Origin of the sequence: Embleya sp. NBC_00888, assembly GCF_045207655.1 — a bacterium.
Classification (GTDB): domain Bacteria; phylum Actinomycetota; class Actinomycetes; order Streptomycetales; family Streptomycetaceae; genus Embleya.
The window spans coordinates 17,726-31,100 of the sequence record NZ_CP108787.1; the positions used below are offsets into that span (position 1 = coordinate 17,726).

Below are 13,375 nucleotides of genomic sequence, written 5' to 3' on the forward strand. Positions count from 1 at the left end.
GCGAGAATGTTCTCTTCGGGTCGGGATCCGGTGGGGCCGGTCGGTCTTGCGCCGTCCCCACCCACCGGGTCCTTGTCCCGGCGAACCGGGCCCGTCGGCGTTGGACTCTGCTGGATCGGCCGATGGGGGTCGAACCGGCACGTTCTACGGGATCCCCTCCGGTTCCTGCCGGTGGTCCCTCGGAGCCGGGGGTCCGGACTCCGCTTCCGAGGTGGATCCGCCCGCAGCCGGAGAGCGGCGTACGTCCTCGGCCACTTCTCTGCACTTCACTCGAACAGACTCACTTCGCCCACCTTGATTCGGTCGATGCCCACGTAGCTGTAGCTACTCTCGGGCCACGGTCCTACGGACTTGCCCATGAGCTTCTTTCGGGACTCGTTCAGAAGCATCAAGTCCTCGGCCGGCCTGAGTTGTAGAGCAGCCATCACCACGAACTGCCGGCAGAAGAGGTAGTCGTCGTGCGACCGATCCCGCTGAAATTCGGTGATCCGGGCGCTTAGCTCGCCGTCGTGATAGACGATGTCCGGCGTGAGAACCCGGAACCTGGCGTACTGGTCGTAGGGAATGCCCGCCGCCAGAACCTGGACGGACCTTTGAACGGCCGCCAGCGCCTCAAGCCCACGTGTCAGCGAACGTGCGTGCGCCATCTCCTCTACCGAGGGGGGGCCGTCTCCGTTCGATAGCCGCGGGAGCCACCTCCGTCCGATCGGTCGGACGGTCGGACCCAGGTGAAGCGGGCCGGGGAGCTCGAACATGTCGTAGTAGCGGCGCCCGTAGTAGCTCACCATCTCGTCGAAGGCATAGGCGAGGTCCACGAACGCCTCCACCATCTCGCCGGCTTCGACGCGCTCCTCGGCCCGTGCCAGGAGCGCGGCGGTCTTGGGGCGAGTCACCAGGGCCGCCATGTCGACGGCGAAGAAGTCGGCGTCGAAGACGAGCGTGGTCGCGTCGCTCAGGAACGTCCCGACGTCGGCGCGGACCTGCTCGATGTCCGTCTGTGAAGGGATCGAGCCGTGGTGCTTGTGGTTGACCCGGATCTTGTTCATCCGTTCCATGGCCTTCTTGCCGGGCAGGTGAGAGCCCTGCGGCAGGTAGGGCTGCAACTTGCCCCAGTAGTCCGCGAAGTGGATTTGTGTCGGCAGGTTGGCTTGCAGATGTTCGCCGACCAGCACGAGGAAGAGTTCGACGGCGTCGTGGAACGACAACACGGAGGTCGCCGCGAGCGGTTGCGGAAGCCGGGCCTGGTCGACGCCCTGGTCGACGAGGAACCGGACGAACGCCAGACGTCGCATGATCAAAGGGTCCAAAGACATTGCGGTGCGAACTCCGAGATCGTGGCCCGGCTTCCAGGGCGGTGACAAAACGCGCGGAACACGCGCGTTGAGGAGATGGGGTATCTCCGCCCCGGTCCTGATTCACCGGGCGCCGGGCAGGAAATGCTTCCGCACTTCGCCCCGTGACGCGACCGGTTTGAAGCGATCGTCCGGCCAACCCGTCAGGCAGGGCGGCCGATCGGTAGACCAGGTCAGTACGGCCTGCCGGTCCGCGCATTCACCGACCCGGACGGCGCGGACCGTCGTGGCGCAGGCGCCGAGGATACGGCGCCGACCACGCCCGGCCCACCATCGCGGACCTCGGCCTCGCTCGCCGCCTCCCAGCCCGGGCCCGAACAACCACAGCCGACCACCTGTCGGGCGTGACGGGTGGCGCACGGGACTGTGTCCGCGGCGATCGACCGGTTCCGGTTCCTTCACACGCTGCGGGGTGTGTGCTCCGCGATCAGCGACACCAGGATTCCGACGTGGACCGAACGGGCGTCGAACGTCTCGGTGTGGCCGCCGTACGGCATCCTGTCCCGGGCCACGAAGGGCCGGTGGCCGCTCGCGCGCAGGTAGGCGAGAACGGACTGCTCGGTGGCGAGCGCGTCCGCGCCGATCTCGAATGGCGTGGTGTGTTCCAGGGCCCAGCCCCCGCGGCCGAGGGAACGAATGCGATCGGAGACGGTGGCCAGTCCGGTGACGCCGATCTTGGCCGCGCCCCAGTCGTGGTGGTGGAGAACGTAGACCAGCGCGGGGGCGGCCGGGGCGAATCCCCAGGTGGCACACCAGCGACAGCGCGAGCCCGACAGGATCGTCGACAGCATCGGGCTGCTCTGGGCTCCGCATCCGCGGCACAGACACCGCCAGGGCTTGGCCCGGCCCGGATACGGCTCCAGGGGTTCGAGGTCGGCGTCCAGCATGGCCGCCACCGCGGGGGCCGCCTTCCGGTCGATCCTCGTGCGGCCCGAGGCCAGGTGCGCGCAGTGGCGACAGCCCGAGCAGCCCGAGCGGATGTTGACCAGGCACGGGGAGACCACACGCTCGCAGGTGCGGCAGCGACTCGACCACGGTGCCCCGGACCCCGGATAGGGCTCCAGCGGAACCAGGCCCGCGGCATCCAAGTCGGCCAACGCCCGCGCGGTCCCGGCCGCCAACCGGCGCGTGGATGCGGCCGTATGGGCACAGGTCCGGCATCCCGACTGCCCGGCGCGAACGTCGTGCAGCCTCGGGGCAACCCGGGCGGCGCAGCGGCCGCATCGTGCGGGCCACGGGGTGACCGCGCCCGGGTAGGGGGTCAGGGGTTCGAGGAGTGCGGCGCGCATGTCGGCGAGGGCGCGGGCCGCGTGGCGGGCGAGTTTCGCCTCGCCCATCGCCCGCATGCCGCAGTGCCGACACCCGCCGCTGTTCCCGGTACGCACGCTGTTCAGGTTCGGGTGGACCACGGCCCCGCAGCCCGTGCACAGGGCACGCCACCGCGCGGTGACGCCGGGAAAGTCCTCCAACGGCTCCAGCCCCACCGCCCGGAACTCGTCCACGGCGAGTTCGGCGGCGGCGCGGATCCGCTCGCGCCCGGCGGACGCGTTCGCGCACGACCTGCATCCGAAGCCGCGTTTGCGGCGGACCGCATCCAAAGTGGGGGCCGTGGCCGCGCCGCACACGGCGCAGCGGCTGCTCCAGGGGGCGCGCGCGTTGCGGTAGGGCTCCTGGGGAATGAGTCCGGCCGCGCGCATCGCGCTCTCGGCGTCGTGCGCGGGCACCGTGCGGCGTCTGGCCGAGGTCGCCGCAGCACAGACGCGGCAACCGCCCTGTCCTTTGCGGAGGTTGGCGAGGGTTGGTGAGGTGGTGGTGCCGCAGCGGGTGCAGTGCGAGGGCCATGGGAGGGCGTAGCCGGGATAGGGGCCGGTGGCCTCCAGCCCGGCCGCGCGCAACGTGGCGTGTGCTGCGGAGTCGCTGATCCTCACGAGCGTGCCCGCGTGGCTTGGTGGGCGCGGATCGGAGGGTGGTCCGAGGCGATGTCCCTGTCGGCAACGTGGCGGCGCAGGAGTTGCCGGTGCCGGGGGTCGTCGAGGTCGGCGGGGCGCTGCAGAGTCCCGGCGAGGCCTGGTGGCTGGTCGCAGCCATCGCCGGCGCTCTCGTGCGGTTCGGTGCTGACACCGGGTTCGACCACCCGACCATCGTGTCGACTTCGGATCGTTCACGCAGTCGTTTCGCCTCTTCGCACGGTCTTGCCGGCGCGATTCGTCGGGTGGCGCAGCGGCTCTGCCGAGTGCGACCGTGACGCCGAGCGGGTGCACACGGTGTTGGGGTGGGCGTGGTGTCGGAAGTCCTCAGGTCGCCGCGGGGCCTTCGCCGTCGAAGGTGGTGCGGACGGCGGGCCGTTCGCGGTTGCGTGTACGTCCGAGTCCCTGGCGACGCGGTGAGGTCGCTTAACGCCGTCGACCATCACCTCGGGCAAGACGACGAGCGCCTCGCTGCGGATGTGGCGTCCGGCGTCCGGTCCGCGGGCGACCGGGACCACGCCGGCGCGCGGTAGCCGGCCGCTGGTGTCCTCTGTGTCGCGACGGTCGCGGGTGCCACATGCGCTCCGGAACCGCGGTGCCGGGACCCGGTCGGGCGTGTCAACGCGGTGGAACGGTTGCGCATCCACGTGACCCGGCTCTCGACACGCCGACAAGGCCGTCGTGGAAGCCGCGCGTCACGACGGCGAGGGTCTAGGTGTTCCTTCGGCGTGCGATCTCCCTCCCGGCGTGCTCACGGGCGGTGGCGTGTCGTCGGACGGCGCGCGCGTCGGCAGTGGTGGCCGCGCGATGGACCAGGTCTTGTGCCAGGAGTCGGACAAGTTCACCGGGGAGGTCGCTCGCAGCCTCGGCGTCCTCCAGCCAGCGGCTCAACGTCCTCAGTTCGACCCTCAATACGGGGATGTACAAGGGTGGTTCCTCGGCGTGGGCGCCGGCGAGGTATTCGAGGGCGTGGCGCCGGTTGGCGTGGCGGCGGGCGGCATCGACGCGTTGGGCCCAGGACTGGCGGGTATGGCGGGGCAGGTGCGCGCGCAGGCGGGTGTGCGCGGCGCGCAGGTTCCCCGAGTAGGCGGGCCGCTTCGAGGTGCCTGCCGCGGCCGCGTCGAGCAGGAGGGCTGCCACGAACGCGGCCACGCGTTCGGGGGCGGGAACGGGCCCGGCGCCGGCCCATCGGTTCAGAGGGAGTACGGGTTCGGACGTGGCCGTGTCCCAGACGCTGCAGGACCATCCGGATTCGATGTCCCAGGTCAGTTCGCTCTCGTACGGTCCCGGGTGCAATGTCTGCTGGAAGGTGTGCGCGAAGCCGATCCATCCGCGTGCGCAGGGGAGTTCGTTGTCGTCGGTGTGAGGCGGATGCGCATCGCAGCCGACGACGTGGTGGCCGTCGGCGAGGAGGCGTTCCGCGACGGCCGCCATGTAGTGGCCGATGAGGTTGCCGAGGGCTCGGTCGTCGGTCACGACGCCCATCTTGGCGCGTATCACGCGCGCGGTCGAGCACGCGAAGGCTTCACCGCAGCGGAGGGGCGGCGGCGCCCGGCCGAGGCCGACGAGAGATCATGCACCTCGACGACCTCGCCCACTCGGCCGCGGCGTTGCTTCGCGCGCCCGCTCCTCCAGGCGATGGGCACCATCCAGGACGGCCCGCTCGCGCCCTGGGAGCTCGCGATCGCGCGCCGGAGCGTGAACGGGGACCGGTGGGGTGTCCGCTGTGGGCTCGGAAGATGCCGAATCCTTCCGGTCCGGGAGCAGCCGCTGAAGGCCCCGTCGGGTGTGGTCGAGAACGTCGTCGCGGGTCTCGTGTGACGGACGGGTGGGACTGCCGGCCGGTGAACGGCTCCCGGTACTCAAGGCGTTCGTTGTCGGGGGTCCGACCTATGGTGTGTGGATGAGGACCTGGGACGGCATCGCGTGGCTGCGCGAGGCGCGCGAGTTCGAATCGGACTATTGCGTGACGTTCGCCAAGGGCCTTCGGCCACTCGAGTTGCTCACCCGGATGGGCTGCGATCCGACCACCGCCGCACCCATGGGGTTCGTGGACGCCACCGAGGCCTATTTCGACACCGGCGTGGAGGTCATCCGCGCGGGCGTCTCACACGGATGGGCCTTCGCGGTGGAAAACACCGGGGCCCGCGGCTTCGATCCCGATGTCCAAGCCGCAGTCTCCGTCGGCACCGAGGCGGTCGTCGTCTACTCGGACGTCAACCCGGTCGCGCACTTCGTCCATGCCCGGAACGGCGAGGTCACCTGTGGATTCGCGGCAGCGACGCCCGAATGCCGTTTCGGAACGGATCCCAACCTGCTCCTTCCACACATGATCGCCGCCGGGCTCTTGAGCCCCGGTGGCGACCCTCCGGCCGACGACGACACCTCGCCGCGTGGATGCGAACTGCGGATGAGCGAGAGGGCGTTCGGCCTCGATCTCCCCTACGACCTCGTCGTCCATGGCCTGCTCACCGCCGCAGCACTGCGCGAAGGCCTCTCCGAGCCCCTGTCCGTCGACACCGCACCGGCCCGGGAAACCCCCGGGCCGGGCCCCGGGGCGGTGTGAGCCCTCTCCACCATCGAATCGCCCAACCGCGAGCCCGGACCGTAGACGCGGCAAGGGCGGTTCGGCGTCGCCCGGATCGGTCTGCCGCGCGAGTGCCTGCGCGTCGTCGCTGGAGCGACCAAAACGCGCGAAGAGGTCGGCGCATTGGTTCGCACCCAGACCCCGGCGCGCCCGTCTGCGCCGGTCGTGCGGAAGGGGTCGCACGCCATCCTCCGTCCGGTTCCAGGGGGCTTCGGTGGTCATCGGTCGGCGATGGCGTCCGTGCTGGCGACCCCGCCGTAGGTGAACGCGGCGATGGTGTCCGGGTGGGGGCTGCTGTGAAAGTCGGGGCGCCATGCCGACGCCTCGGTCAGTCCGGGCCCGAGGAGGGTCAGATCTTCGAGGAGTCGTTCGATGTCGCTTCGTGCACGGACGCGGCCCCATGCCCCGCCCGTGGCGGTGAGCATGAGGTCGGTGATCGCCTCGCGGACGGCGACCTCGTTGGCGACGAGGTGACTGACGACGACGAAGCCGCCCGGGCCCTGCCAGCGGGCGATACGCCGAATCAGGGTGGCCGGGTCGGCTTCGTCGGGCACGCATTGCAGAACGTCACAGAGCAGCACGGCTGTCGGCCGCGTACGGTCGAGGAGTCGATCGATGTCGGGATGGTCCAGGAGTGTGTCGTCGGTGATGTCGGCGCCCACCACGAGTGTGTCGTCGTTCCGGCCGAGGAGCCTTTTCGCGTTCTCGATCACCATCGGGTCCCGGTCGACGTAGACGGTTTTGGCTCCCACCCGGAGGTTCCGCGCTATCTGGTGGACGTTGCGGCGATGCGGCAGTCCGCAGCCCAGATCGACAAACTGCCGCACTTCGTGCTCGCGGGCGAGTTCGCGCACGGCTCGTTCGGTGAACGCGCGGGACGCTCGCGCGATGGCCCGCATGCGGGGTTCGATGTCCGTGAGGGCCTCGCACGCGCGCGCGTCGACGCCGTAGTTGTCGGTCCCGCCCAGCAGGAGGTTCTGTATCCGGGCGTCGCCGGCCACGTCGACGGGAACTCGGACGGGATCCGGCGTCGCGACGAAGTCGGGCGTGGCGGGATTGTGAGTCATGCGAACTCCCATGGGTGGTGTGCTCGTCTCCGGATACGGACGGTCGTTGGTGGAGGGCACGGGCCGCAGCGGCCCGGGGCGAACGACGAGGAGCCCGAGCCGACATCCGAGCCCTGTCCCGCCGGGCGGCGAGAACGGGGAACCCGAGCCCGGCACCCACCGACCAGAAGCGGGTTCGGTCGTGACCCTAGGAACCGGTGCCGGAAGAAGGGGACACTCCGGAGACCGCCGCCGTCCCGGTGGACAGGGGCGGGTCGACGGGGGTGAGGCGGCCGACCCACAGGGGTCGGTCCGCGCACTCGACATGTTCGGGGCATTCCGGCGTGCGGGTGAGACCGCTGTGCGGCGCGATCTCGTACCAAAGGTTGTCGAGGCACAACAGTGGTCGCCAACCGATGTAGCGCAGCGCGCGAACCAGGTGGCGGTTCTCCTCCGCCGTGCAACCGAGGTCCAAGACCCTGGCCGCGGCCGTGACGAACGGTGCCTCGGTGGCGTGTTCGTGCTCCTGGCAACGCCCGGGCCAACCTCTCTCGGCGGCGTGGAGAGCGGTCGGCAGCAGGCCCATGAGCCGTCCGACGACGCTGTCGTGGAAGGCGTCCGGGTCGAAACCGTCGGGCGGGGCCGCGAGGTGGCTCTGGGCCAGGATCGGACCGCTGTCGTAGGAATCGGGCCGCATCCGGTGGGCGGTCAGCCCGATGTAGGGATCGCCGCGGCGCAGTGCCCACGCGACGGGGGCGGGCCCGCGCAGCCGGGGCAGATCGCCCGAGTGCAGGTTGATCGCGCCGAGGCGGGCGACGTCCAGGACGACGGACGGCAGCATCGCCGCGTAGCCATACACGATCAGGACGTCGGGGGCGTGAGGGCGCAGCAGGTCGGCGAGTTCGCCGACGCGGCCGGCCACCACCGCCGTCGCGGGCGGCGCACTCGCGCGAATCGCGGTCAGGCGCGCGTCGGTGTCGTCTTCGCGCGTGCCGTTGTGCCACAGGACGGCGGGGGTGGCGTGGACGACGGTCCGGTGTCGGGTGCGGTCGCACGCGGTACGCATCGACGTCAGGCCGGCCGCGGTGGAACTCAGCAGGGCCAGGCGCAGGGGCTCGCTCACGACGAACCTCCGTGGCAGCGGGGGTATTCGGGGGTCGGACGCCGTGTGACGGGCGGCGGGCGGTGCGTCGCGGGTGCGGTGCCGATGGGAACTCCAGGTTCGTGGAAGCGGTTTCCGGCCGCTTCGGCCGGTCGCTGTGTGGCGCGTCGGGGATGGGTCGGGAGGGGGGGTCGCGGAGTGCGGTGTCGAGCGGTCACCACGTGTAGTAGGTGGCGACGAGCAGGGCGAGGCTGACGACGAACGACAGGCCCGCGCAGCCTCGAACGTCGACCCACCACCGTCGGAGGACGGTGTGGTGCCCGGAACCGGTCGGGTGTGTCCGGGACGAACGCGGGTCGGGCGGGCGGTTCACGCCGCCCCGCGGCGCGCGGTGTCGGTTCGTGTCGCGGGCGGGGTCAGGTCCCACATCCGGACCGGTCTGCCGTCCTTCTCGTCAGTGAGGGTCACCAGGGTTCGACCGCCGTGCGCGGTGAGGGTGAAGCGGTTCAGTCGCGGTCGGCCCAGCGCGACGTGGGCCCCGTAGCGCATACCCAGGGCTGTGTCCCCGCAGGGGTGGGCGCCGCGCGGCAAGTGGGCGACGGACGCGACGCGGGTCGGTGGCGGCAGATACGCGAACAGGTCGAATCCGTGTGCCCCGTGCTCGGTCAGCAACGGGTCGCCGACCCGGTCGGGGTGGTCCCAGGGACCGAACGCGGCGGGCAGCGGTTCGAACCGGCCGTGTGCCCCGGTCCCGTGGGTATCGCGGTCGACGACGGCGAGGGCCTGGCCGATCGAGGTGAGGAGGCGGCCGCCGGGGCGCAGAGCTCGCGTCCACAGGACGGGGATGTGGTCGGTGGTTCCCGTGACGACGACGTGGTCCCAGCGGCCGGCCGGCAGGCGGTGGTGGGCGTCGGCGATCTCGACGCGTGCGCGCGAGCGTGCGGCGGCGAGGCGGTTCGCGGCCTCGGCGCCGATCGAGGGAGTCGACTCGCACACCACGACGTCGGGCCGGGCGGGGTGCGCGGCGATCACGGCCGCCTCCCAGCCGCCGCGTGCGCCGACCACCAACACCCGCTGGCCCGGGCGTGGTTCGAGGCGCGTGAGCAGGGCCGCGAACCCGAGTGCCGGGGCCCAGGCGGCAACGCGGCCGTCGGGAGCGGGTGTGGACAAGTCGCCGGTCGCAGCGAGCGCGCTCCAGTACGCGTCGGCGTTCGGGCCGTCGGGAGTGAGGGTCGCGCTCGGGTTCGCGACGGCGGGCGCGTAGCCGCTTCGGGGTGTCGCGGCGAGCGCGTGCTCCCAACCGGTATCACGCAACCGGGGGGTGTGGTCGACGAGTTCGCGCACGTGGGCGTGGTGCGCGCGCTCCGCGGGTGTGGGGCGCGGACAGGGGGTGGGGGGCACGGTGGCGACCTTCCTGGGCAGTTCCCGAACGCGGTCAGGACGCGGGGGCGGGGGTCGGCGCGGTCGGCCGGCGGGCGGGTGCGGGTCCGATCAGCGGCAGTCGGGGCGGATCGCCGGCGATGGGCACGCCGGTGGTCCAGGCGTCGTGGAGGCGGGCGAGGAAGTCGTCCGCGGTGTGGATGGGCGGCAGGTCCTCGACGGGCAGGAGCCACACCCCCGCGCCCGTGGCGCCGGTCGCGGGTCCCAGACGCACAAGCGCCAGGGCAAGGCCCCCGGACGCGCTGTCCGTCACGAGTGTTCGGATCGCCAGGGCCAGTGCCTCGCGCCGGTGACGCTCGGGCTCGGGCAGGTCCCAGGCGCGCAGCTGGCTGTCGAGAACGATGTCGAGATCGGCCCACAGGGTCTGCCACGTCGACAACCGCACCGTCCACACCCGCCCCAGCGGGGAGTTCGGGCGACAGGGCCACCACACCCGGGGCGCGGCGCAGGCTGCCGGTGTGCCCACGCAGTCCAGGATGAGTGCCGCGCTCGCGATCGGGGAGCACGGCCACTGGGCGCCGCAGCACGAACAGCGGCCCTGGTTGTCGTGATGCGCGGCGGCGACGTCGTCCGCGACGCGGTGCTGCTCGCGCCAGGCGTCCCGCGGTCCGCCGGGGATGCGGTCCGTCCGGGCCTGTCCGTTCTTCTTCGTACGCATCGAGTCTCCCGTGCTGTGGGGCGGGGGTACGGGCGGCACGCGTCTCTCACCAGGTCGGCGTGCCGCCCGCCTTCGGGTCACCGCCGCGCTCGAGAGCGGCCCGGGCCCCGGCTCCCCCCACTCCCCGGACGGGGAGAACGCGGCGGAAGGGATCGGGGAGGAGGGGAAGTCGTGGTCGGATACGGCGGGGAGGCCGTATCCGACCGGCCGCCCCCGGGGAAAGGGCGGCCCGTCCCCGCGCGAAGAGATGTCGATCCGCGCGGGGAGGATCAGCAGTCAAGTGGTGCCCGGGTCCCGGCACCGCGACGTCGAGACGGACGAACTCGCCGTGGTCCTCGCCCGGTGTCGAACCGATCCGCTGGTCCGGCACTCGTAACGCGCGCCCGGCGCCAACGCCGCGTCGTGCGCCCGCGATCGCCCGCACGAACCCGGCCGGGACGGTCGAACGACCGTCGCAAACCGGGGTCCGCGTCGGGGGCCGTCGTCGCGCGTTGTCGCCTCCGGGCTCGTCGAGCACGACCTGACGTGTCGAGGGACCTGCGGGCGGTGCCCGGCCGGGTTTCTCGCGTTCGTGGAACCGATGCCATCCACCGGTGGGCGCACACGGACGATGGCGCCGGCCCGTTCGCTCGCCACGAGCGCGGCCGTCACCGACATTCTCCGGGCGCACCGCCGGTGGACAACGTTCCCGCCCTCGGCCGGGAACCCCGTCGGACGGCCCGTCGGCGACGGCGGGCGCGGTGCGGCCCCGACCGGAACCGGGATACACGCTCATGGTCGTGACCGCGGTCGTCCGTGGCCGGGCCGGAGGTAACGCCATGCCGAACTCCCTGACAGAAGGGGTGCCTTGCGCGTGTTGAACCGCCCTTCCCGCAGCTCACGAGGGCGTGGAGGTGATCTCAAAATACAAGGGAACATCCCCCAGGCAATACCCTTCCGTGAAATTTCAGACAGAAGAATGGTTCCATGTGACGATTCAGCCACCGTAGGCTCAGGGCGAAGCGTCCGGGCAGCGCGCCATACGGCACGATGACGGCGAAGACGTGCTTGTCCAGTCGAGGAGGCGTGTTGGCGGAGAACAGGCCGGAACCGACCGTGGCCAGCGTTCAACTCGGCCGCCGCCTGCGGAGATACCGCGCCGAGGCGGCGGTCTCCGCGAAGGCGGCGGCCGAGGCGATCGACGGGTCGACACCCAAGATCTCGCGCTACGAGACCGGGCGCCAGTGGCCGCTCAAGCGGATCGAAATCGCCGAACTCCTGCGTCTGTACGGGCGAACACCCCTGGAGGCCGACGACACGCTCGCGCTCATGGAGAAGGCGAAGCTGCCGGACTGGTGGCAGGACGAGGCCGGCGTCGTCCCCCGCGGGCTCGGCCAGCTGTTCGCCGTCGAGACCGCAGCGGACGAGCTGAGGACCGTGAGCGCCGGAATGCTGTTCGGCATGCTCCAGGTCGAGGAGTACGCCCGGGAGATCATCCGCGTGCACACCACGGACCAGTCGCTCGTCGAGGACCGCGTGCGATTGCGCATGCGACGCCAGGAGTTGCTGCGCCGCGAGAACCCGCCGAGCCTGCTGGCGCTGATCGACGAGGGCGCGCTGCGCCGCGTCATCGGCAGCCGCGCGACGATGCGGGCCCAGATCTCCCACCTGATCGATCTCGCCGACAGGCCCAACATCACGATCAGAGTCGTCAGCTTCGAGGCGGGCGCCCACCGAGGATTGACCAACGCGTTCCTGTGGCTGAAGTTGCCGCCCGAGACGGAGATGCCCGACGTCGTCTACACCGAGAGCCTCAACGGCAGCGCGTACTTCACCAAGGAGGACCAGGTGGCGGACTTCGTCGAGGCGTTCGCCGCCATCGAGGCCGTCTCCCTCGCGCCGGAACGGACCGCGGAATTCCTGCGCGGCCTGCTGGAGTTCCACGCGGAATAGGTCGACCGACACCACCGCCGTCACCGGCGGCTCCCGGCCCCCCGCGACGACGCCGCGAGGAGGGGCGACCCGCCTGCCCACGCGCGCGCACCCGGTCCCATGATGTGAGGGACCGACACCCCAGCAAGGAGACAACACATGCCGAACTCGAACCACGCGCGGACGTGGAGGACCTCGTCCCACAGTGACGGCGGTCAGTGCGTCGAGACCGCCCTCGACACACCCGGCGTCCTGGTCAGGGACAGCAAGGTGACCGCGGGCCCGATCCACACCTTCGACCGCACGGCCTGGGAGGCGTTCACCGGCGCCATCAAGCCCACCCGCTGACGCAGGTCCCACCGGCGGCTGACCCCAGGGCCATTGGGGTCAGCCGCCGCTTCGACAGCCTGGCGTACGCCGGGGACACCCACAGGCGCAGCACCCGCGAATCGGCGCCGGAACGAGCCTCCCGACGACGCCCGTGCCTCGCACGGACACCCATGCGGCCTCCGGGGGGCTGCGGTCATCGCTCCGATCGGCCCGTTCCGCGACCGGGAACGGCGCTCCCTTCGGCGGCCGCCACCGGCATGGGCCGCGGCGATCACCGCTCCCGCGACGTCCGGCCATCGAACGGCCCCGCCACCGACTCCACTTCGGCGAGAGCGTCCGCCGGTCGAGGCGACAAAACTTCGCGTGATCATCCCGCGAAACCTCGTACAGTCGAACGCATGCACGAAGAATTGCCCGAGCGCTTGCGTCACCTGCTCGACCTTCAGGTCGATGTCGAGAGAGCCGACCTGGCCTGTCGGAAAGCGGCCGGCCGAGACGACACCCGTGCCCTGAACCAGGGTCGGGCCGCGCGCCTGGACGCGATGCGGGCATTGATCACCGCCCGTGCCGCCGCCGGCGCGGACAGCGCGCCCGACCGCGATCTCCTCAAGACCGCGGCGCTGGCCGTTCTCGCCGCAGAGCGCGGGAACGCGCACAACCGCGCCTAGCGCAGGCCGTGAGCACGGTTCCGCCGACGTTGCGGACCCCGAAGGCCGGCTCGGCCGACCGCGGTTCCTTCCCGATCCGACGCGACCGCAGGTCGTTCGGTGCAGCGGCCGCGGAGGAGAAGCCCAATCGGGCGGCCTCGATCGTGACGCCGTCGACCGCCGCGGCGCCTTGTCCCGCGCGATGCGCAACCGCCACGGGGCGCACGGGCCGGCGAGTGGGCCGTCTCTCCAGGAACTCGCCGCGCCGACCGGCACGTCCGCGTCCCACCCGTCCTCGATCGAACCCGGCGTGGAACGTGCCTCGACCCGGCCGA

12 protein-coding genes are annotated in these 13,375 nt (G+C 71.5%); 5 read left to right on the forward strand and 7 right to left on the reverse strand.

The genetic code is table 11. From position 1 onward, the window contains the following. Positions 1-266: 266 nt before the first annotated feature. A complete protein-coding gene (locus tag OG948_RS60475) occupies positions 267-1,292 on the reverse strand; it encodes a hypothetical protein (protein WP_331733172.1) in 1,026 nt (341 codons plus the stop codon). Positions 1,293-1,750: 458 nt separating this feature from the next. Then, positions 1,751-3,280, reverse strand: coding sequence for a hypothetical protein (locus OG948_RS60480; protein ID WP_406300999.1), 1,530 nt, complete (start codon positions 3,278-3,280; stop codon positions 1,751-1,753). Between the two features lie 68 nt (positions 3,281-3,348). Here OG948_RS60480 and OG948_RS60485 point away from each other — a divergent pair, with 68 nt between their 5' ends. Beyond that, positions 3,349-3,597: a hypothetical protein gene (locus OG948_RS60485; protein WP_331733178.1), complete on the forward strand. Its 249-nt coding sequence runs from the start codon at positions 3,349-3,351 to the stop codon at positions 3,595-3,597. A 433-nt stretch (positions 3,598-4,030) separates the two neighbouring features. Here the strand turns inward: OG948_RS60485 and OG948_RS60490 are convergent, their stop codons facing one another. Next, entirely contained in the window at positions 4,031-4,795 is a 765-nt protein-coding gene (locus tag OG948_RS60490) for a DUF6292 family protein (protein ID WP_406301000.1), read from the reverse strand. Between the two features lie 427 nt (positions 4,796-5,222). Between OG948_RS60490 and OG948_RS60495 the strand changes: the two genes are divergently transcribed. Then, on the forward strand, positions 5,223-5,885 hold the full coding sequence (locus OG948_RS60495) for a DUF6461 domain-containing protein (protein WP_331733183.1): 663 nt from the start codon (positions 5,223-5,225) through the stop codon (positions 5,883-5,885). 239 nt (positions 5,886-6,124) lie between these two features. Here OG948_RS60495 and OG948_RS60500 read toward each other — a convergent pair whose 3' ends face one another. The 4 genes from OG948_RS60500 to OG948_RS60515 all read right to left on the reverse strand — a co-directional run bounded on the left by OG948_RS60500 (position 6,125) and on the right by OG948_RS60515 (position 10,152). After that, on the reverse strand, positions 6,125-6,973 hold the full coding sequence (locus OG948_RS60500; protein WP_331733186.1) for an SAM-dependent methyltransferase: 849 nt from the start codon (positions 6,971-6,973) through the stop codon (positions 6,125-6,127). 187 nt (positions 6,974-7,160) lie between these two features. After that, positions 7,161-8,075 (reverse strand): formyltransferase family protein, encoded by a 915-nt coding sequence (locus tag OG948_RS60505; RefSeq protein ID WP_331733188.1) that lies wholly within the window; start codon positions 8,073-8,075, stop codon positions 7,161-7,163. Between the two features lie 348 nt (positions 8,076-8,423). Further along, the gene (locus OG948_RS60510) at positions 8,424-9,455 is read right to left on the reverse strand and encodes a hypothetical protein (protein ID WP_406301001.1); all 1,032 of its coding nucleotides are present in this window, start codon (positions 9,453-9,455) and stop codon (positions 8,424-8,426) included. Between the two features lie 34 nt (positions 9,456-9,489). Beyond that, the gene (locus OG948_RS60515; protein ID WP_331733194.1) at positions 9,490-10,152 is read right to left on the reverse strand and encodes a hypothetical protein; all 663 of its coding nucleotides are present in this window, start codon (positions 10,150-10,152) and stop codon (positions 9,490-9,492) included. A 1,068-nt stretch (positions 10,153-11,220) separates the two neighbouring features. Here OG948_RS60515 and OG948_RS60520 point away from each other — a divergent pair. The 3 genes from OG948_RS60520 (at position 11,221) to OG948_RS60530 (ending at position 13,061) form a co-directional block, all read left to right on the forward strand. After that, positions 11,221-12,084, forward strand: a complete 864-nt coding sequence (locus tag OG948_RS60520) for a helix-turn-helix transcriptional regulator (protein WP_331733197.1) — start codon at positions 11,221-11,223, stop codon at positions 12,082-12,084. A gap of 138 nt (positions 12,085-12,222) precedes the next feature. Beyond that, positions 12,223-12,411 (forward strand): DUF397 domain-containing protein, encoded by a 189-nt coding sequence (locus OG948_RS60525; protein WP_331733200.1) that lies wholly within the window; start codon positions 12,223-12,225, stop codon positions 12,409-12,411. Between the two features lie 380 nt (positions 12,412-12,791). Continuing rightward, positions 12,792-13,061 (forward strand): hypothetical protein, encoded by a 270-nt coding sequence (locus tag OG948_RS60530; protein WP_331733203.1) that lies wholly within the window; start codon positions 12,792-12,794, stop codon positions 13,059-13,061. Positions 13,062-13,375: the final 314 nt, after the last annotated feature.